The 21216-nt window shown below is 67.0% G+C and carries 16 protein-coding genes; 5 read left to right on the forward strand and 11 right to left on the reverse strand.

Translation table 11 applies throughout. The annotated features are described in order from the left end of the window. The first annotated feature begins 30 nt into the window (after positions 1-30). Entirely contained in the window at positions 31-2382 is a 2352-nt protein-coding gene (locus OYT95_RS15440) for an arylsulfatase (protein WP_037229000.1), read from the forward strand. Between the two features lie 51 nt (positions 2383-2433). Here the strand turns inward: OYT95_RS15440 and OYT95_RS15445 are convergent, their stop codons facing one another. The 3 genes from OYT95_RS15445 to OYT95_RS15455 are packed head-to-tail and all read right to left on the reverse strand — an operon-like array spanning position 2434 to position 6271. After that, positions 2434-4101, reverse strand: a complete 1668-nt coding sequence (locus tag OYT95_RS15445) for a SulP family inorganic anion transporter (protein WP_268791869.1) — start codon at positions 4099-4101, stop codon at positions 2434-2436. A 28-nt stretch (positions 4102-4129) separates the two neighbouring features. Then, entirely contained in the window at positions 4130-5836 is a 1707-nt protein-coding gene (locus OYT95_RS15450) for a SulP family inorganic anion transporter (protein WP_268791870.1), read from the reverse strand. A 12-nt stretch (positions 5837-5848) separates the two neighbouring features. Next, entirely contained in the window at positions 5849-6271 is a 423-nt protein-coding gene (locus OYT95_RS15455) for a DUF7144 family membrane protein (RefSeq protein ID WP_081792272.1), read from the reverse strand. A gap of 172 nt (positions 6272-6443) precedes the next feature. Here OYT95_RS15455 and OYT95_RS15460 point away from each other — a divergent pair, with 172 nt between their 5' ends. Together OYT95_RS15460 and OYT95_RS15465 are read left to right on the forward strand one after the other, a co-directional pair. Further along, positions 6444-7568, forward strand: a complete 1125-nt coding sequence (locus tag OYT95_RS15460; protein WP_037229008.1) for an AI-2E family transporter — start codon at positions 6444-6446, stop codon at positions 7566-7568. Beyond that, positions 7565-9373, forward strand: coding sequence for an alkyl/aryl-sulfatase (locus tag OYT95_RS15465; protein WP_268791871.1), 1809 nt, complete (start codon positions 7565-7567; stop codon positions 9371-9373). The genes OYT95_RS15460 and OYT95_RS15465 overlap by 4 nt, the downstream gene beginning before the upstream one ends. A gap of 68 nt (positions 9374-9441) precedes the next feature. On the opposite strand, the gene OYT95_RS15470 is transcribed toward OYT95_RS15465, so the two are convergent. From OYT95_RS15470 to OYT95_RS15505, 8 genes are all read right to left on the reverse strand, one after another. Next, on the reverse strand, positions 9442-10476 hold the full coding sequence (locus OYT95_RS15470; protein ID WP_268791872.1) for an acyl-CoA dehydrogenase family protein: 1035 nt from the start codon (positions 10474-10476) through the stop codon (positions 9442-9444). Beyond that, positions 10476-11624, reverse strand: coding sequence for an acyl-CoA dehydrogenase family protein (locus OYT95_RS15475; protein ID WP_268791873.1), 1149 nt, complete (start codon positions 11622-11624; stop codon positions 10476-10478). The genes OYT95_RS15470 and OYT95_RS15475 overlap by 1 nt, the downstream gene beginning before the upstream one ends. A 44-nt stretch (positions 11625-11668) precedes the next feature. Next, on the reverse strand, positions 11669-13195 hold the full coding sequence (locus OYT95_RS15480) for an acyl-CoA synthetase (protein WP_112302095.1): 1527 nt from the start codon (positions 13193-13195) through the stop codon (positions 11669-11671). Between the two features lie 22 nt (positions 13196-13217). Continuing rightward, a complete protein-coding gene (locus OYT95_RS15485; RefSeq protein WP_037229024.1) occupies positions 13218-14375 on the reverse strand; it encodes an acyl-CoA dehydrogenase family protein in 1158 nt (385 codons plus the stop codon). Between the two features lie 55 nt (positions 14376-14430). Next, complete coding sequence (locus OYT95_RS15490; protein WP_112302097.1) at positions 14431-15243, reverse strand: crotonase/enoyl-CoA hydratase family protein; 813 nt, start codon at positions 15241-15243, stop codon at positions 14431-14433. 121 nt (positions 15244-15364) lie between these two features. Continuing rightward, a complete protein-coding gene (locus OYT95_RS15495) occupies positions 15365-16900 on the reverse strand; it encodes an acyl-CoA synthetase (protein WP_268791874.1) in 1536 nt (511 codons plus the stop codon). A gap of 56 nt (positions 16901-16956) precedes the next feature. Further along, positions 16957-17481 carry an acyl-CoA thioesterase gene (locus OYT95_RS15500; protein WP_328286547.1) on the reverse strand — a complete coding sequence of 175 codons (525 nt, stop codon included), beginning with the start codon at positions 17479-17481 and terminating at the stop codon, positions 16957-16959. 202 nt (positions 17482-17683) lie between these two features. Further along, entirely contained in the window at positions 17684-19042 is a 1359-nt protein-coding gene (locus tag OYT95_RS15505) for an MFS transporter (RefSeq protein ID WP_442972559.1), read from the reverse strand. 321 nt (positions 19043-19363) lie between these two features. Here OYT95_RS15505 and OYT95_RS15510 point away from each other — a divergent pair, with 321 nt between their 5' ends. Together OYT95_RS15510 and OYT95_RS15515 are read left to right on the forward strand one after the other, a co-directional pair. Continuing rightward, the gene (locus OYT95_RS15510; RefSeq protein WP_268791876.1) at positions 19364-20530 is read left to right on the forward strand and encodes a thiolase family protein; all 1167 of its coding nucleotides are present in this window, start codon (positions 19364-19366) and stop codon (positions 20528-20530) included. A 195-nt stretch (positions 20531-20725) separates the two neighbouring features. Then, positions 20726-21184 (forward strand): MaoC family dehydratase N-terminal domain-containing protein, encoded by a 459-nt coding sequence (locus OYT95_RS15515; protein WP_112300534.1) that lies wholly within the window; start codon positions 20726-20728, stop codon positions 21182-21184. Positions 21185-21216 lie beyond the last annotated feature (32 nt).

A 21216-nucleotide genomic window follows, 5' to 3' on the forward strand; every position in this document is an offset into this window, starting at 1 on the left:
ACCGTGCTGTCCATGGAAAGGGCGAACACCATGCCTGAGGAGCTTCCCGGATCGATCCTCCCGCTCCCCGATCAGCAGTATCAGGGGCCGCTGTACTTCGACGCCAAACACGCCACCGAGAAGCTGCCTCCCATCACCGCCAAGCGCCCTCCCGCCGGCGCCCCGAACGTGCTGCTGATCCTTCTCGACGACGTCGGATTCGGGGCGTCGAGCGCGTTCGGAGGTCCGGTCGGCACCCCGACCGCCGAGCGGCTCGCGGCGGGCGGTCTGAAATACACCCGTTTCCACACCACGTCGCTGTGCTCGCCGACGCGTGCGGCCATGCTCACCGGCCGTAATCATCACGCGGTCGGGATGGGCCACATCACCGAAACCGCCACCCCCGCACCCGGCTACCGGTCGACGCGGCCTAACTCGTGCACACCGCTTGCCGAGATCCTGCGGCAGAGCGGTTACAACACCGCACAATTCGGAAAGTGCCACGAGGTTCCGGTCTGGGAATCGGGGCCCACGGGCCCGTTCGATCACTGGCCCGCGTTCAGCGGGTTCGAACGTTTCTACGGATTCATCGGCGGCGAGACCAACCAGTGGCAGCCCGCGCTCGTCGACGGGGTGACCGCCGTCCTCCCGCCCGACGACCCCGACTACCACCTGATGCCCGACCTGGCCGACAAGGCCATCGACTACATCAAACAGCAGAAGGCGCTGACACCCGACAAGCCGTTCTTCACGTACTTCGCGCCGGGTGCCACGCACACCCCGCACCACGTGCCGAAGGAATGGATCGCCAAGTACAAGGGCAGGTTCGACCAGGGGTGGGACGCCGTCCGCGACGAAACGTTCCGGAAGCAACTGCAACTCGGCGTCATCGGACCCGACTCCGATCTCACCGCCCGCCCCGACGGCATCATGGCGTGGGACGACATCCCGGAGGAGCGCAAACCGATCCTCCGGCACCAGATGGAGGTGTACGCGGCGTTCCTCGAGTACGCGGACTTCCACGTCGGCCGCGTCGTCGACGCCGTCGAGGAGATCGGCGAACTGGACAACACGCTGATCCTCTACATCATCGGCGACAACGGTGCCTCGGCCGAGGGCGGGCTCGAGGGCACGTACATGATCACCACCGCCTCCAACGGCGGCGGCGAGTACGAGACCGTCGAGTTCTGGAACGAGCACCTCGACAAGATCGGCGGCCCCGAGGCGTACAACCATTACGCGGTCGGGTGGGCGCACGCCATGTGCACCCCGTACCAGTGGACGAAACAGGTGGCCTCCCACTACGGCGGAACCCGCAACGGGACGATCATGCACTGGCCCGGCGGCATCCAGGCCAAGGGCGAGACCCGTCACCAGTGGCATCACGTCATCGACGTCGCGCCGACCATCCTCGAATTGGCGGGACTGGCGCAACCGCACACGGTCAACGGCGTCACTCAGGTGCCGATGCACGGCACGTCCTTCGCATACACGTTCAACGATGCGGACGCAGGCGAACGTCACCGGACGCAGTACTTCGAGCTCATGGGCAATCGCGGTGTCTACCACGACGGGTGGACCGCCGTCACCAAACACCGCACACCGTGGGACGTCGTCGCGAAGGCCCCGGACTTCTCCCTGGACGTGTGGGAGTTGTACGACACCACCACGGACTGGACGCAGGCCCACGACATCGCGAAGGACAACCCCGAGAAGCTCGCCGAACTGCAGCAGCTGTTCCTGATCGAGGCGGTGCGGCACAACGTGCTCCCGCTCGACGACCGGGCCGCCGAACGGATGAACCCGGAGATCGCGGGACGGCCGACCCTCGTCCGGGGCGACAAGCTCCGGCTGTTCGAGGGCATGACCCGGCTCGGCGAGAACGTCGCGATCAACATCAAGAACCGCAGCTACTCGGTCACCGCGCAGATCCAGGTTCCGGAATCGGGCGCCGAAGGGGTGATCGTCACCCAGGGCGGACGCACCGGCGGCTGGGCCCTGTTCACCGTCGGCGGCACACTCGGCTACCACTACAACTACTGCGGTCTACGGAGAACGACGGTGCTGGCGCCGACCGCACTCACGGCGGGCGAGCATCAGGTTCGCGTCGAGTTCGCGTACGACGGCGGCGGCATCGGCAAGGGCGGCACCGCCACCCTGTACATCGACGGCGACGAGGCCGGCAGCGAGCACGTCGAACGGACCCATCCGCTGTACTTCTCGTTCGACGAGGGACTCGACGTCGGCGTGGACACCGGAATGCCCGTCTACGAGGGGTACACCACGCCGCGGGGCAAGTTCAACGGCAAGATCGACTGGGCCGACATCGAACTGGGCGACGACGACCACAACCACCTGATCGACCCCGAGGACGCCCTCGCCGCGGCCTTGCGCCACCAGTAGGCGGCTCCGCCGCCCGTGAGTGGTCAGCGAGTCCAGAGACTCGTCAACCACTCACGGGTGCGCAGCGCCTACGGCGTCGTCGACGGTGGGGAAGAACCGACCCCTGCCGTCGAATTCGCGCCCCAGGTCCGTGCGGAGCACCGTGTCGCGGTTGGCGCGGGGCAACTCGGCGAAGTACACGGTGACCCCCGCGTCCGACAGTTCCCGCTCGAGGTCGAGGAAGCTGCGCATCACGGTCAGCGACACCTTCTGCAGGCGCGAGCAGTCGAGAATCAGCGTGTGGGGCACGGTCGACGTGTCGTGGCCCTCGACCACCCCCAGGCGGGTGCGGATCGCCACCGTGTTCGCCCGCACGTTCGCGGTGTAGAGACCGACGTTCAGCCGGAGTACGAGAGGATCGGCGGGGACGGTCGGCGCGTCTTCCTCCCCCGCGCGCCACTGGCCGTGTCCGTCCTTCTGCAATTGCACGACGTGCGGCCGGTTCAGCTCGCGCAGTACCAGATACAACGTGAACAGCACCCCGACCGCGACGGCGGGCAGCAGTCCGGCGACCAGACCGATGAGTGCGGTCGCGAGCGCCACCCAGAACTCTGTCCTGTCGATGCGCCAGAACCGTGCGAACGACCCGAAATCGAGCAGTCCGAGCGTCGCGACGACCACCATCGCGCCGAGCGTGGCCTGCGGCAGGTCGCTGAGCACCGGGGCGAGGAACAGCGCGACGAGCACCGCCAGCGCCGCCGTGACGAGCCCACTCAGCTGGGTCCTCGCCCCTGCCCGCAACGCGACCGCGGTCTGCGAGAATCCGCCCGCCGGCGGCAGGGTGTGGAAGAACGCGCCCGCCACGGACGCCGCGCCGTTGGCGAGCAGTTCGCGGTCGCTGTCGATCGGCGGTTCCGTCTGCCGCCGCACTCCACGCCCGACGGACACCGTCTCCAGGAACGCCATGATCGCGATCGCCAGTGCCCCGGGCACCAGCGCACCGATGTCGGCGAGCGGTGGGATACCGGGTAACGGAATGCCACGCGGCACCTCGGCGATCAACGCGACCCCGCGGCCGTCGATGCCCGCAAGCGCGACGAGCAGTATCCCCGCGACCGCAACGACCAGCGGCCCTGGGACCCGCGGTATGAATTTCGCCATCGCGTACAGCGCCGCTATCGACCCGGCGGCCAGCAGCACGGTGGCGGCGTTCGCGTCGCCGACCTGCCGGAGCGCCGACCACACGACGCGGAAGAATCCGGTGGCGTCCGGATCGGACGGTACGCCGAGCAGTTTCGGCAGCTGGCTCGCGGCCACCGTCAGCCCCACCCCGGCCTTGATCCCGGACAGTGTTGCCTCGCTGATGTTCTCGATGATCGCACCGAGCCGCAGCAGCCTCGCCAGCAGCAGGATCACGCCCACCAATAGCGTCAGCGTCATCAGCGACGTCTGGGCGTCGTCGGAACCGGCGGCGATTCCTGCTCCGATCAGGGTGGACGCTGTGAGGGTCGCGATGGTCGAGGTGGTACTCACACTGGCGGTGCGGGATCCGCCGAGCATCGCGTAGACCACCATCGGCACCATGCAGGTGTACAGGCCGATCTGGACGGGCATGTTCGCGATGGTGGCGTACGCCATCGCCTGCGGAATCACGACCGCGCCGGCGCTGAGGCCCGCGACCACGTCGGCGCGGAGCCATTTCTTCCGGTACCCGACGAGGGTCGGCGCGAGAACGGTCACGGTGACTCACACCGAAACGTCGGCCCTGTCATGAATCCTCGCTACGTCGATCCGGTTCCCCGAGGGCCTCGCGCACGGTCGGATACAGGCCGACGGGGGTCGCGTCCGAGCCCGAGCGTCGTATCGTGTCCCGGAACTGCCCGATGTCCCGTGCCACACGTAGCTCGATTCCCCGGCGCGCAAGCACATCCCGCAACTGCACGAGCATCTGCGCGGCACTGACGTCGACGAACGGCGACGTCTCGGCGTCGAGGACCACCACTCGCGTGTCGTCGGCGCACAGGGCCTCGATGCGGTCCTTGACGTGATCGGCGTTGGCAAAGAACAGTCCCGACTCGACGCGCACCACGACCACGTGCGGTGTGGTCGGCAGATCGGGATGACGCTCGGCGTCCACCCACAGCGACCCCTCCTTCGCGAGCGCCGCGACGTGGGGACGCGACGCCCGGTAGAGCAGCAGCAGCATGGACACGCCGATGCCGATGACGAGCCCGGGCAGAGTGTCGAACAGGAGCACGCCCACCATCGCGGCGAGGGCGGCCGTGAAATCGGCACGCGCGGCGTATCCGTAGATACTGCCGAGCCTTTCGGTCCACACCCCGTAGAGCCGGCGGAGCGCGGAGATGTCGACGAGTTCGATGACGGCGGCGATGACCACCGCTGCAAGCGTCGCCTCGGGGAGTTTCTCGAACAGTCCGGTGAGGAACAGCAGGGTCACCACGGTGAGAACCGCGACGACGAGACCACTGACCTGTGATTTGGCGCCCGCCCCGCCGTTGACCGCTGTCTTGGAGAGGCTGCCGTTCACCACCATTCCCGAGCACAGCCCGGAGCCGAGATTGGCGGCGCCGAGGCCGAGGAGTTCCCGGTTGGCGTCCACCTCGTAGCCTTCCTTCGCGGCGTACGTCTTCGCGGCACCGAGCCCTTCCGCGAACCCGATGAGCAGCACGCCCACTGCGGGCCCGAGAAGGTCGATGTAATCGTCGAACCCGACACCACCCGGCAGTCCCACCGACGGCAGCCCGGAATCGATGTGACCGACGATGTCGACACCTCTTCCGTCCAAACCGAACACGGCGACCGCGGCGATACCGAGAAGGACGGCCAGCAGCGAGCCCGGCACGAGCGGCAGCCACCGTTTGAATCCGAGAACCACGACGAGACTGAGCACACCGACGACGAGCGTGCCCCAGTCGATGTCACCCAGGTGGGTGATGACGCCCCACGCCTGTTCGAAGAAGTTTCCGTGCTCCTTCTCCACGCCGAACAAGGCAGGCACCTGCCCGATGATGATGGTCAGGGCCAGCCCGACGATGAAACCCTTCAGCACCGGCTCCGAGATGAACGACGCGATGAAGCCCAGTCGGAGAAGACCCGCGAGCAGCCCGACGATGCCGGTCGCGATCGCCAGCACCGCTGTCAGGGCGGCGTACTTGCCGCCGTCCGCCCCGGCGAGCGGCGCGACGATGGCAGCCGACAGGGCGGCCGTCGCCGACATCGGCCCGACCACCAGATGCCGGGAACTGCCCGCCGCCGCGTAGAGGACCAGTGCCGGAATCGCCGCGTACAGACCGACGACCGGGGGAACTCCCGCGATGGTCGCGTAGGCCAGGGCCTCCGGGACCAGCACGGCCCACACGGTCAGGCCCGCGATGACGTCGGGCCTGACCCATCCTTTCCGATATTCCTGCAGCGAGCCGAATACCGGCCAGGTGCCGGTCGCAGAACTCACCACGTCGTGATCGTCCTAGTCCCTGGCGGTGTCCCAGGTGGTGACCGCCCAGATCACGACGACGTCGAGCGCGATGATCAGGATCGACCACAGCGGGTAGTAGGGCAGCCAGAGGAAGTTCGCGAGGATCGACAGCGCAGCGATGCAGACGGCCACGACACGGGCCCAGGTGGCGCCCGTCATGAGGCCGATCGCGCTGATGACCAGGACGACGCCGAGAACGATGTGGATCCATCCCCACGCGGTGGTGTCGAACTGGTAGGTGTACTCGACGCCGATGACCAGCAGATTGTCGGAGGCGACTGCGGCGATGCCCTGGAAGAACGAGATCACGCCGACGGTCAGCAGCAATATCGCCGCTGCCAGCGACGTCCCCGCGGCAAAACCCTGTTTGACAGGGCTGTTGGTCCTGGACTCCGGATTTGTCGTCATGTCCATGCCCTTCTCGAAAGGATGTGCTCGAACAGTGGAATCGTGCGGCCTCGCGGCGGTGTCGGCATCATCCGCGCCGGGTGATCCTCATCTGCAACGGATGATGTGTCGTCGTCCGCCGGGTGCAACAGTCGATTCGGGGCATCCCGGTTGGCCGATTGTTGCGAAGGGACACGCGATGACCGATCCGCAGGACATTTCCGGCGCGGCGTCGGAAACTCGGTGGTCGATGCCGCGCGGCCTGATCGTGATTCTCGGCCTGGCCGCGCTCGTCGTCACCGTGGCGGGGATTCAGGTGGCCGCGTCGATAGTCGGCCCGATCTTCCTCGCGCTCATGCTGACCGTCGCGGTCCACCCGCTGCCCGAATGGCTGCACCGGAAGGGTGTCCCGGGGTGGATCGCCACGATCGCGGCGATCCTGGTCGTCAACGGCATCATTCTCGTTCTCGTGCTGTCGCTGGCCCTGTCGGTCGCCCAGCTCGCCACGCTCCTACCCGAGTACGCGGACGACTTCACCGCCCTCATCGACAGCGCCCAGAGTTTCCTGAACAGCAACGGCGTGAACTCCACGGACGCCCAGACCCTCCTCTCCCAGGTGGATTACAGCAAGGTGTTCGGACTCGTGGAGGGGATCCTGCAGGCAATGCTGGGTGTCTTCTCGAATCTGCTGTTCGTCCTCGCCCTCCTGCTGTTCATGGCCGTCGACGGAAGCTCCTACGGGTCACGGATGCGGATCGTCACGCAGATGCGCCCCGAAATCGCCACCGCTCTCAGCGCCTTTTCGGTCGGCACCCGCAAGTACCTGATCGTGTCCACGGTCTTCGGGCTGATCGTCGCCGTCATCGACACCGGGGCACTGTGGGCGCTGGGGATTCCGCTGCCGGTCCTGTGGGGACTGCTGTCGTTCATCACCAACTACATCCCGAACGTCGGCTTCATCCTGGGGCTCGTTCCGCCGGCCCTGCTCGCGCTCCTCCAGGGCGGTCCGGGACTGATGCTGACGGTCATCGTCGTGTACAGCGTCATCAACGTCATCATCCAGTCCGTGATCCAGCCGAAGTTCGTCGGAGACGCGGTGGGCCTGTCCGTGACGTTCACGTTCCTGTCGCTGGTGTTCTGGACGTGGATCCTCGGACCCCTCGGCGCGATCCTGGCCATCCCGCTGACGTTGATGGCGAAGGCCCTGCTGATCGACATCGACCCGTCCACGCGGTGGGTGAACACGATCCTCAGCAGCGCCCCCACTCCCCCTGCACCGGTCCCTGCCCCCGCCCCACCGCGACACGAGAAGGAAGAATCATGACACCCGATTTCTCGGACACCACCGATTTCGAGGACGCCGACCGCGGTTTCGTCGACCGCCTCGACCCCTGCACCGTCACGGGTGAGGACGGTCGCGTGGTGTGGGACATGCAGGAGTATTCGTTCCTGAACGGTGACTGCCCGGACACCGCCCACCCGAGCCTCTGGCGTCAGTCGCAACTGTGCGCGAAGGACGGCCTGTACGAGGTCACCGAGGGCATCTACCAGCTACGGGGTATCGACCTGTCCAACATGACGATCGTCGAGGGCGAGACGGGTGTCCTGGTGATCGACCCGCTGATCTCACAGGAAACCGCGGCCGCCGCGCTCGCGCTGTACCGGAAGAACCGCGGCGATCGGCCCGTCACCGGAGTGATCTACACGCACTCCCACATCGATCACTTCGGCGGCGTCGTCGGCGTCCTCCCGGACGGTCGCGGCGACGTCCCGATCCTCGCCCCCGAAGGGTTCCTCGAGCACGCGGTCTCCGAGAACGTCTATGCCGGAACGGCAATGGGCCGGCGCGCCACCTACATGTACGGGCCACTGCTCCCCAAGGGCCCGCGCGGGCACCTCGGCGCGGGGCTCGGTACGAACACCTCGGCGGGTCGGCCCGGTCTGATCCCACCGACCGTCGACATCACCCACACCGGTCAGGAGGAGACCGTCGACGGCATCCGGATCGTCTTCCAGGTGACGCCGGGAACGGAGGCGCCCGCCGAGATGAACTTCCTGTTCCCGGACCATCGGGCACTGTGCATGGCGGAGAACGCCACCCACAATCTGCACAATCTCCTCACGCTGCGGGGCGCACTGGTCCGGGATCCCCGCGCCTGGTCGCGATATCTCGATCAGGCGATCGAGATGTTCGACGGCGGATACGACGTCGCGTTCGCCTCCCACCACTGGCCGACGTGGGGTCGCGACCAGGTGGTGAAATTCCTGTCGCAGCAACGCGACCTGTACCAGTACCTGCACGACCAGACCCTGCGGATGCTCAACACGGGGATGACGGGAATCGAGATCGCCGAGGACTTCCCGCTGCCGCCGGCCCTCGAATCCGCCTGGCACGCAAGCGGTTACTACGGCTCGGTCAGTCACAACGTGAAGGCGATCTATCAGCGGTACATGGGCTGGTTCGACGGCAACCCGACGTCGCTGTGGCAGCACCCACCCGAGAACGCGGCCACACGCTACGTCGAGTGCATGGGCGGCCAGAGCGAGGTCCGGTCGAAGGCGAGGCAGTACCTCGAGCAGGGCGATCTGCGGTTCGCCGCCGAATTGCTCAAGCACGCCGTCTTCGCCGACCCTTCCGACGGTGCGGCCAAGGACCTGCTGGCCCGCACCTACGAGCAACTCGGGTTCGGCTCGGAGAACGCGACGTGGCGCAACTTCTACCTCACGGGTGCACTCGAACTGCGCGGCGGCATCGTCGCCCCTCCGCTCAGCGACCTCGGCGCAGACATGCTGAGCGCCCTGACGATCGAGCAGATCTTCGACTCCATCGCCCTCCGCATCAACGGTCCACGAGCCTGGGACAAGACCCTCGTCGCGGAGTGGCACTTCACCGAACCCGAAGCGCACTACCGGACGACGCTGTCCAACGGTGCACTCATCCAGACACTGTCGCCGAGGACCCCGACGCAACCGGACGTCTCGCTGACACTGACGAAGATGCAGTTGCTCGGACTGTTCGCCGGCAAGGGGCTGGAGGGCATCGAGGTGACGGGCGACCCGTCGAAGCTCCTGGTCCTCACGGAACTCCTCGACGCACCCGACAGCGCGTTCCCGATCGTCACCCCGTAGGCGCTCCGCGCCCGTGCGCGGTTAACGAGTCTCTGCACTCGCTAACCGCGCACGGGCGGCGGAGCCGCCTAACCGTCGGTGATGAGCGGCCACAGGCCACGTTCCCCGGCGGCAGCCGCGGCCGCGACGAGCGCCTCGTCCCAGTAGCGGACCGAACCGTATTCCGAACGCCAGGCCAGCAACGCGTTCGTGTGCCGGTGCAGTTCGTGCTCCATCGTGAAACCGATCGCGCCGAGACACTGATGGGCGTTGCGCACCACCACCGACGCCGCATGTCCGGCGCACGACTTCGCGGCGGCCACGGCGAAACCGGCCTCCGGGCTTCCGAAACCGTGTTCCTCGGCGATCGACACCGCGGCGTTCGCGGCGGCACGTGCCAGGGCGCCCTCCGCAGCGATGTCGGCGACCATGGCCTGCACCGCCTGGAACTTGCCCACCGCGCGACCGAACTGTGTGCGCGCCGAGGTGTGCTCGACGACGAGGGCCAGGACGCGTTCCATGGTCCCGGCCATCGCGAGCGCCCGGGCCAGCGCGCCGCGCCGGAGGAACTCGGTCACCACGTCCGCAGGCACCGGCGTGCCCTGCTGCGCGGAGACGTCGACCCGGACGTGGTCCCGGGGCATCGACGCGAGATTGGCCGCCTCCGTCACCTCGACATCCGAGCGGGCGAATTCGGCGACCCGCCACGTGCCGTCCGCCTCCCACAGGGCCACCAGCGCATCCACCGCGCGCGCCCACGGGACGTGCCGCGCGGTCCCGTCTGAGTCCAGCACGGCTGCGGTGCGGACCACGGCGGGGCCGGAGTGCGCGGTCGGGCACCCGGACCTGCCGAGCAGCCATCCCGCGAGCAGATCGTTCTCGGCGATCGGGAGATCAGCGGTGCCTGCGGCCGCGAGCAGGTACGCCGACTCCGTCCACCCGGCGTCGCTGCCGCCCTCGGACTCCGGGCCGGTGAGCCGCGTGAGGCCGAGGTCGGCGAGCGTCGACCACAACTCGCGATCGAACTCCCGGGCCTCGCCCGGGGCCCGCCGGTCCGTGGCGAAGACCTGGTCGAGCATGCGTGCGAACTCCCGCATCTCGGTGTCGGTTGCCGGTCCGGTCATCAGCGCATCCCCAATCCCCGCGCGATGACGCCGCGCAGAATCTCACTCGTGCCGCCCCGCAGGGTGAATCCGGGGCGCTGCATCACGCCGGCACGGACCAGTTCGGCGAAGTATTCGCCTCCCGCCGCCGGTTCGCCGGCCAGTTCTTCGACGAGGTCGGCGATGTCACCTTCGGTCTTGGTGCCGAGGACCTTCACCACCGAGGCGCCCAGCTCGGCGTCGTCACCACGCCCCAGTGCCTCCGACACCGCGCGGGACATGTGATGGAGGCCGAAGGTCCGGGCGACGAGCGCTCCGATGCGGGCATCGGCCGGTTGCAGTCCCTCCCGGATTTCCTCGGCCATCGCGGCGAGGACCGGGAACGTGGACATGAAACGTTCCGGACCACTGCGTTCGAACGCGAGCTCGGAGGTGACCTGCTTCCAGCCTTCGCCGATGCGGCCGAGCACCAACTCGTCCGGCACGAACACGTCGTCGAGGATCACCTCGTTGAAATGGTGATCGCCCGACATCGACAGGATCGGCCGGATCTGCACTCCCGGGGAGTCGAGCAGAACGATGAACTGGCTGAGCCCGGCGTGGCGCTGCGCCGGGTCCAGCGGAGCCGACCGCGCGAGGGCGAAGAAGGCGTCGGCACGGTGGGCGCCGGACGTCCACAATTTGGTCCCGGTAATTCGCCAGCCACCGTCGACCCGGACGGCTTTCGTGCGGACACTCGCCAGGTCGGAACCCGATTCCGGTTCGCTCATGCCGATCGCCCAGCTGATCTCGCCGTTGGCGATACCGGGGAGGAACCGCTGCTTCTGTTCCTCGGTGCCGTAGGTGAGCAGCGACGGCGCGGCCTGCCGGTCCGCGACCCACTGTGCGGCAACGGGCGCGCCGACGGCCAGTAGTTCTTCGGTGACGACGAACCGCTCCATGAACGTGCGGCCCTGCCCGCCGTACTCCGCCGGGATCGTCATGCCCAGCCAGCCGCGGGCTGCGAGGGCCTTCGTGAAGTCCGGATTCCATCGGGTGAGCCACGTGTCCACACCGGGTGTGAACACGCCGGCGTCGATCTGCTCGCGCAGGAACGTTCGCACCTCGGCCCGCAACGCGTCGAGTTCGTGATCGGGCGGGCCCGCGGCCGGCACCACTTGTGTGTGCATGCTGTCTACTTCCCTCGACGAGTGTGTCGAATGCTTCCGCAGGCTCACGCCTGCAACGCTGCTTTGGCCAATTTCCCTGTCGGCGTTCGCGGCAGTTCGGTCACGAACGCGACGCTGCGCGGGCACTTGTACCCGGCGATACGCCCACGGCAGTAGTCGAGGAGTTCGGCGACCAGCGTGTCGTCACCGACGACGCCCGGCCCCGGTTCCACCACCGCGTGCACCGACTGCCCCATGTCCTCGTCCGGCACGCCGATCACCGCCACGTCGGACACCTTGGGGTGGACCGCGAGGACGTTCTCGATCTCCTGCGGGTAGATGTTGACCCCACCGGAGATGATCACGAATTTCGCGCGGTCGGTGAGGAACAGGTAGTCGTCCTCGTCCAGGTAGCCGATGTCCCCGGTCGTCACCCAGCCGGGATTGCGGGGGTGACGCGACTGCGCCGTCTTGACCGGGTCGTTGTGGTATTCGAAGGAATGGCCCGGCCGGGCGAAGTAGATGTGCCCGACCTGCCCGGCCGGCAGTTCGGTCCCGTCTTCTGCGCAGATGTGCGCACGGCTGGTGGCACCCTGTCCGCGCCCGACGCTGCCGGGTTTGCGCAGCCACTCCTGCGTCGTGATCACCGTGCTGCCCACCGACTCGGTCGACGAGTAGTACTCGTAGAGAATTTCGCCCCACCAGTCGATCATCGCCCGTTTGACCTCCGGCGGGCAGGGGGCGGCGGCGTGGATCGCGACCTTCATGGACGAGACGTCGTACCGGTTGCGTACGGCTTCGGGGAGCTTCAACATCCGGATGAAGTGTGTGGGCACCCATTGGCTGTGGCTGACTCGGTACCGCTCGAGGAACTGCAGACTCGACTCGGCGTCGAATCGGTCGGCCATCACCACGGTTCCGCCGAGGGCGTGGGCGCCGGCGCCGTAGCGCAACGGCGCGGCGTGGTAGATCGGTGCGGGCGAGAAGTAGACGGAGTTCTCGTCGAAGCCGAAGTTGCGCAACAGTCCGACGAACTGGGGACCGGGCTCGTCGCCGATCTGGTCGTCGGTCGGGGCGACCACGATGCCCTTCGGCCGCCCGGTCGTCCCGGACGAGTACAGCATGTCCGAGCCGCGGGGCTGGTCGCACGGTGGGCTGGTGCTCAGAGACGCGATGGCCTGGTCGTAGTCGTCGTGGCCGGGCACGGCCCCGCCGAAGGCCAGCCTGCTGCGGACCTTCGGGGTGGAGTCGACGACGGCCGTCGCGAGCTCTGCCAGCCGGGCCGACACCACGAGCGCCCGAGCCTCGCAGTCGTCGACGATGTAGGAGACTTCGGACGGGGTGAGGTGTGTGTTGACGAAGGTGACGACCATACCGGAGCGCACCGCACCCCAGTAGATTTCGAATACTCTGGCGTCGTTGACCGAGAGCACCGCGAGGTGGTCGCCCGGACCGAGGCCCTGGCCGGTCAGCCAGTGGGCGAACTGCACGGATCGGTCCTCGAGGTCGCGGTACGTCACGATCTTGCCGGTGGCGGCTTCGATGACGGCCGGTTTGTCGGGAGTGGTCGCGGCGTGGCGTCCGGGATACATTCGGTTCCTCCTGCGATCCGGCCTACAGCCCCAGGTCCTTGGCGATGATGGACTTCATGACTTCGCTCGTGCCGCCGTAGATTCGCGTCACGCGGGTGTCGGCGTAGAGCCGTGCGATCGGGTACTCGGTGATGTAGCCGTATCCACCGTGCAACTGGAGGCATTTGTCGATCACCCGACCCGCGGTCTCGGTGCAGAACAGCTTGGCCCGGGCAGCGTCGGCCACCGTGAGCTCACCTCGGTCGAGCAGTTCGAGCGCGTTGTCGGCGAGGACGCGTGCCGCCTGCACTTCGGCGGAGCACTCGGCGAGAACGAACTTCGTGTTCTGGAACGAGGCCACCGGCTTGCCGAAAACGGTGCGGTCCTGCACGTACCGGGTGGCGTGCAGCATCGCCGCCTCGGCGTGCGCCACGGAGTTCAGCGCGATGCTCAGCCGCTCCTGAGGAAGATTGTGGGTGAGGTAGCCGAACGCCTCACCCTCCTCACCGAGCAGGTTCCCGACCGGGACACGCACGTCGCGATAGGACAGCTCGGCCGTATCCTGTTGATGCAGACCGAGTTTGTCGAGCTTACGGCCCACCTCGAAACCGTCGGATTCCTTGGGCACCGCGATGATGGAGAGCCCGGATCGCCGGTTCTCCGGATCGAAAGGAGCTGTGCGGCAGACGGTCAGAACCAGGTCGGCCGTCACCCCGCCGGTGATGAACGTCTTGCCTCCGTTGAGCACGTAGTGTGTGCCGTCTTCGGAGAGCTTGGCGGTGGTGGAGATGTTGGCCAGATCCGAGCCCGTTCCCGGTTCGGTCATCGCGATCGCCGTCATCAGCCGGCCGGCCGCGAAGTCCGGAAGCCACCGCTGCTTCTGCTCGTCGGAGCCGTATTCGAGGAGGTACCCCAGGATGATGCACGAGTGAACGGTGTACGAGCCGAACGACACTCCTGCCCTGGCGACCTCCTCGAAGACGATGGTCGCGAACTTGAAGCTGGTCTCGCCACCGCCGCCGAATTCCTCGGGCACCGAGATTCCGAGGATTCCCAGTTCACCGAGTCGTTCGAAGAATTCGCGCGGCGGACGCCCGACTTCGTCCCACTTCTCCCGGTTGGGAAGTACCTCGCGGGCGATGAACTCCCGGACCATTGTCCGGAATTCGTCGTGTTCCCGGTTGAAGAGTGTCCGCTTCACGGCGGGTCCTTTCAGTGCTGTACGTCGATGGGTTGCAGTAATCGCCGGGCGTGGCTCAGCTCCCGGTGAACTGCCCGGCCCGTCGCTCGACGAAGGCCGCGAGGGCCTCGCCGTGGTCGGTGGTGTGATGCGACAGCGCCTGCATCGCGGCGGAGAGTTCGAGCAGACTGTCGAGGTCCTGACGTTGCCCCTCGCGCAGGAGCTTCTTGGTCATCCGGAGTGCGTGAGGCGGATTGACCGCGACCCGCTCGGCCAGCTCGTGCGCCGTGTCGAGCAGCAGTTCGGGATCGACGACGCTCGAGACCATTCCCCAGTCGAGCGCGGTGGCCGCATCCACCCGGTCGCCGGTGAAGGCCATCTCCGCGGCGCGTGCGGCACCGACCGCCCGCGGTAGCAACCAGGCGCCACCGTCGCCGGGGATGATTCCCAGTTTGACGAAGCTTTCCGCGAAGAAGGCGTTGGTCGAGGCGACGCGCATGTCGCACATCATCGCGAGATCGCAGCCGGCGCCGACTGCGGGACCGTTGACCGCCGCGATGATCGGGACCTCGCAGTGGTAGATCGCCTTGGGCAACCGCTGGATGCCGCGGCGGTATCCCTCTCGCATCACGTGCGGGGCGCCACCGAACATTCCGGCACGATCCGCCATGTTCTTGACGTTCCCTCCGGCGGAGAACGCGCTGCCTGCGCCGGTGAGGATGACGACGCGCGTGTCGACGTCCTCGTTCGCCTCCTCGACGAGTTCGACGAGCCGGTCGATGACGTCGTCGCCGGAGATGGGATTACGGGCCTCCGGAAGGTTGATCGTCCAGGTGACGACGTGGTCGCGACGGCTGGAGAGTACGACGTCGGCCGAGGTGGCGGTCATAGAATGCCCTTCGAAGCAGAGGTTATTGCTAATTCACTTTGTCCGACTTCTTCCTGCATGTCAACAGAATCTTTCGGAATGATCCATGATTAGGGAATCGCTCTTCGCCCGACCGGTGGTATCAGCCGTCCGCCCGGCAGGCCGCCGCACGGAGATCGCGCTTGAGCACCTTCCCCGCCGCCGAGACAGGCAGCGCGTCGAGGAACTCGACCGTCCGGGGCACCTTGTATCCGGCGATGAGCCCGCGCACGTGTGCGCGCAATTCCTCGGCATCGGGACGTGCTCCCTCCCGGAGCACGACGACGGAATGGACGCGCTCACCCCACCGGGTGTCCGGCACACCGATGACCGAGCACGCTTCGACAGCGGGATGGGCAGCGAGTGCGTTCTCCACCTCGGTCGAGTAGACGTTCTCGCCGCCGGTGATGATCATGTCCTTGATCCGGTCGACCACGAAGACGTAACCGTGCCGATCCACGTAACCGACGTCGCCGGTGTGCATCCAGCCGTTCCGCAACACGGCCGCGGTCTCCTCCGGCCTGTTCCAGTAACCGAGCATGACGTGATCGCCCCGGGTCACGATCTCGCCCAGCACGCCGGCAGGCACCTCCACGTCGTCGGCGTCGACGACGCGCAGTTCGCAGTGCGGCAGGGCACGTCCCGCGGAACGGAGCAGTTCGCCCCCGGCCAGATGGTCTTCCCGCCCGAGGACGCTGATGTGTGCGGTCTCGGTCATCCCGTACCCCTGAGCGAAGCCGCTGTTCCGGAACACCCTCATGGCGCGTTGCAGCAACGTCGGCGAAATCGGCGACGCGCCGTAGCGAACGGACTTCACGCTCGACAGGTCGTACGACTCGATATCCGGGTGCGCGACCAGCATCTGCAGCATCACCGGCACTGCCCCGACCGTGGTGACCCGGTGCCGTTGGATCGCCTCCAGCACGGCCCGGGGTGAGAACGTCGGCAGGAAGACCTGGGTACCACCCAGGAGGTTCTGCGTCGCCCATGCCACGAGCCCCGCGATGTGGAACATCGGACTCACGACCAGATTGACCCCACCGGCGAACACCGACTGGCAGGCCGCCTGGGTGCCGAGCGCCGCCGTCAGCAAGTTCCGATGACTCACCATGACGCCCTTCGACACACCTGTGGTGCCGCCGGTGTACAGCAGTGCACCCATCGCATCACCACCGATTCGCTTGTCCGGCACCGGCTCGGACGCGGCGATCAACTCCTCGTAGCCTGCCATCCCGTGTCCGGCCACACCGTTGCCGCAGTGCACCACCGCGCGGAGGTCGGCACATTGTTCGCGGAACGCGGGGACCATGTCCACGAACTCGTCGTCGACCAGCAGGACCACTGCCCCGGCGTCCCGGAGCGAGTCCGCGATCTCCCGTCCACTCCATCGAATGTTGACCGGATTCACCACCGCGCCCGCCCACCAGCACGCGAGGAAGATCTCGTGATTGCGGTCGGAGTTCAGGGCGAGGACGGCGACCCTGTCTCCCTCCGACACACCCAGCCCGTGCAGTCCGCCCGACAACCGGGCGACCCTGTCCGCGATGTCACGGGTGGTCCGAACGCGGTCGCCGCAGACTGTCATCGGCCCGTCGGGGGCCTGCTGCAACGCACGGTGCAGGAATTGGGTCGAGTACACGCGGACCTCCGAAGTCTCGCTCGAGGTTGTCGAGGGTTGATAAATGTTGTTGCAGATCAGTCATTTTCGTGGTCGATACGCCGCACGGGCCGCATCAGCGATTCCTGGACGACCGTGGCCACCAGGTGACCGTCACGAGTCCAGAAGTTGCCCATCGAGAGGCCTCTGCCGTCGACGGCGGACGGACTCTGCTGCGCGAACAGCATCCAGTCGTCGGCCCGGAACGGTCGGTGGAACCACACTGCGTGGTCGAGGGACGTCATGAAGACCCGCGACGGACCTCGCTGCAGACTGCGGTGGGGTTGACGGTCGAGTGCGGCCGTCGATGCCAGCGTTATGTCCGAGCCGTAGGTCAGGGCGCAGACGTGCATCAACGGGTCGTCCGGGAGGGAGTGCGCGGGCTCGAGCCACACGAACTGTTCCGCAATACCGAGGGGCCTGTCGCCGTCGACATCCTCGGACGGGACGAACCGCATGGACATCACCCGCGCCGTCACGGCATCCCGATATTCGTCCGGCCGCACCCGCGACCAGGCCTCGTAGGGGTCCGGAAGTTCCTCCGGCGGTGGGACAGCGGGCATGACGGGCTGGCGATCGGGCGTGACCTCCGGCAGCTTGAACGATGCCGACAAGGTGAAGGAAGTAGCCGTGCAAGGAATGCGCCGCGTGCTCCCGGGTGACGGTACCGCCTGCTGCAGTGAGCGACTGGGCCGCGATGTGTCCGCCGAAGGGTCTCCGTGGGCGAGGTCGAGCGGGACGTCATCGTCTGTCACCGAACTCATCTCAGATTCCCTGTTGCGGAACGTCGCCTGCCACGAGCCCGCGAAGGCGCCGCTTGTCGCGTTCGGGGTCGATGATCAGGGCGCCGAGAAGACCGGCCGCGACGGCCACGATTCCGAGTATCTGGAACGCCGTGGCGTAGCCACCCGCCGCCGTCGCGGCCGCGTCGACGATGCGGCCCATGAGATACGGCGCGATGAACCCGCCGATCGCCATCAGGGACAGGAAGACACCCAGCGTCCCCGCGACCTGCCGCGGGGGGCAGAGTTCGGCCACCGCAGCATTGAGCAACGGGAAGACCGGCGAACCGACGGCATACCCGATCGAGACGACGAGCACGGCGATTACCGGAGTGGTGATGTACGGCAACGTCGTGAGGACGCACCCACCGATGACGAGTCCGACCACCGGCATGATCACCCGCGCGGTTCTCATACTCACGCCGCGTACGACGAGACGATCACTGAACCACGTGGAACTCAGCATGATGACGAGTCCGAACAGGCTCGGGATGGAGAACATGGATCCGGCCTGCAGTCGGCTGTAGCCCAGCCCGGTCTCGAAATACGACGGCAACCAGGTGAGCACGACAGACACCAGCGCATACACACTGATGACGATCAGGGCACCGCCGACAAAGGTCGGCGAGCGGAAGATCCGCGTCCACGGCACCGCCGGCTCGGTCACGCCGTGGGGCGCGGCCGAGTCACCTCCGCCGGCGGCAGGTGAATGGTCGCGGCGCCGGTACGGCCCCTCCGACCACACGAGCAGCCACAGAACGCACCAGCCGAGGCCGATGATGGACAGGGCCACCAGGGCGGATCGCCAGCCCCACGCGACGGCGACGTACGCCAGCATCGGAGCGATCGCGATCTTGGCGATCGACGCCGCGCAGGCGAGCAGCGCGCCGGGAAGGCCGCGGCGAGCGGGGGGATGCCACGAGTACGTCGCGGTGTACAGCAATGCCGAGTTCGGGCCCTCGGCCAATCCGAGAAGCATCCGGCTCACCAGAAGCGTGGCGAATCCGGCGGCCACGATGAGCGGCAGCATCGTCACCGACCACAGGATCGCGAGAATCGCGAGGGCCCAGCGCAGACCGAGCCATCGATCCAGGACGCCCGAGAGCAACCCGCCGAGCGACAGCATCAGGAAGAAGACGCTTCCCGCGAGACCGATCTCCGAGGAGGTGAGACCGAGTTCGTGTGCGAGCGGTTGCGCGATGATCCCGAGCACGGCCTTGTCGGCGAAATTGACGATGTACATGAGTACGAGGACGCCCGTCAGCCCCCAGGCCATACGGCGTGACTCGCCGGCGTCCCCGCGAGCGGACTTCCGCCCGGCGGTTCTCTGATCTGCTACCACGACTACTCCTAGAGGGTGAGTGTTGATTCGCGTTCGACACCGAACTGGACGCAGCGAACCGCAGTAGTGACAGGAGTCACATCAGCGCGTCTGGGGCAGAAGTCAATCATCGAATTGGCTATCTATCAAGCCTTATCTCGAAAAATGTGAATCTGCTATAACCTGAGAGCGGCCACTGATCCCCTGCCTCGCGACCAGGACCAGCCCTATCCCAGGGCAGGGAGCGAGACGAGGAGGACATCGGCAGATCTGTTATCGCATATTCACTTAAAGGGAGCGGTCGGCGGGAACGTCCGCGACCTGCCAACGAGGAGGAATCACATGTACGACGCTGTCATCGTCGACGCCGTCCGCACACCGGTCGGCCGACGGGGCGGAGCACTCGCCGGTATCCACCCCGTCGACCTGTCCGCGCACGTGCTTAGCGCCCTGAGCGATCGGAACGACCTGGATCCGACTTCCGTGGACGACGTGCTGTGGGGTTGCGTCAGCCAGGTCGGCGAACAGGCCGGCGGCGTCGGCCGGTTCGCGGTCCTTGCGGCCGGCTGGCCGGAGTCGGTGCCCGGTGTGTCGATCGAGCGTGCCTGCGGGTCGTCGCAACAGGCCCTCCACTTCGCCGCGGCGGGCGTGATCAGCGGTCAGTACGACATCGCCATCGCCGGGGGCGTCGAGAGCATGAGCCGCGTTCCGATGGGGTCGGCACGTAATGCCACGGGATGCGGCACACCGTTCGGCCCACTCGTCCGGGAGCGGTACGACCACGTCGAGTTCAACCAGGGCGTCGGCGCCGAGATGATCGCCGAGAAATTCGCCCTGAGCAGGTCGCGACTCGACCAGCATGCACTGGACTCGCACGCGCGTGCCGCGGCAGCCATCGACGAGGGGCGGTTCGTGGGGCAGATCGCCCCGGTCGAGGTGACCGGCCCGGACGGGGCGTCGTTCGTGTTCGACACCGACGAGGGCATCCGACGCACGTCGACGCTGGAACGCCTGAGCGCACTCCCCACCCCGTTCAAGGAGGACGGCCGGATCACGGCGGGCAATTCGTCGCAGATTTCGGACGGCGCCGCAGCACTGCTCGTGACCAGCAGCGAGGTTGCCGCGCGCCACGGATGGAACCCGCTGGCCCGCATCCACACGGTGGCTCTCGCCGGAGTCGATCCGGTGACCATGGCCACCGGCCCGATCCCGGCCACTGCCAAGGTCCTCGCGCGGGCCGGGCTGTCCCTCGATGACATCGGAGCATTCGAGATCAACGAGGCGTTCTCGTCGGTCACACTGGCCTGGCTGCAGGAGACCGGTGCCGACTACGCGAAGCTCAATCCGCTGGGCGGCGCGATGGCGATCGGCCACCCGCTCGGCGGCTCAGGCGCCCGGCTGGCGACCACACTGGTGCACCACATGCGCGACAGCAGAATTCGGTACGGCCTGCAGTCGATGTGCGAGGCGGGCGGCATGGCCAACGCGATGGTCCTCGAACTTCTCTGACCGGGAGACCGACGATTCCCGGCCTCGTGAAAATTCTCGATCACCTGGATACGACCCCAGATTTCCTTGACATATGCCTATATGTATCGCAAAGTGAATATGCGCTAACCAGTTGCTGGAGCTTGTTCCGAGTGGATTCGGCGCAGGACCCCCATCCTGGCGGCAGGCGCCGCCCCTCATACCCAAGGAGTTGCCGTGGCAAGTCTCGATCCCGGCGTCATCGGCACCCGGATTCCCGAGCACACCGTGGAGGTCGAGCGCGGGCGACTGTCCTTCTTCGCCCGCGCCACCGGGCAGGACGACCCGATCTACACCGACCCGGGCGCCGCGGCGGAGGCCGGCCACCGCGACCTGCCGGTGCCCCCCACCTTCCTGTTCTGCCTCGACATGGAGCGGCCGAGTCCGTCGACCTTCTACACGGACCTCGGCATCGACATCCGCACGATTCTGCACGGCGAGCAGTCGTTCACCTACCACGCCGCCGCGTACGCCGGTGACACCCTTCACTTCTCGACCGAAGTCACCAACTGCTACGCCAAGAAGGGCGGGGCGCTCCAGTTCCTCGTCCGCACCACCGAGGTCACCCGCCACGGCGAGCCGATCGCGCAGCTGCGATCGACCACCGTCATCCGCGACCCGAGAGCCTCCGCGTAGCGGTACGGCACCACGCCACAGAACATTTCATT

The organism is Rhodococcus sp. JS3073 (assembly GCF_026810085.1).
Classification (GTDB): Bacteria; Actinomycetota; Actinomycetes; order Mycobacteriales; family Mycobacteriaceae; genus Rhodococcus_F; species Rhodococcus_F wratislaviensis.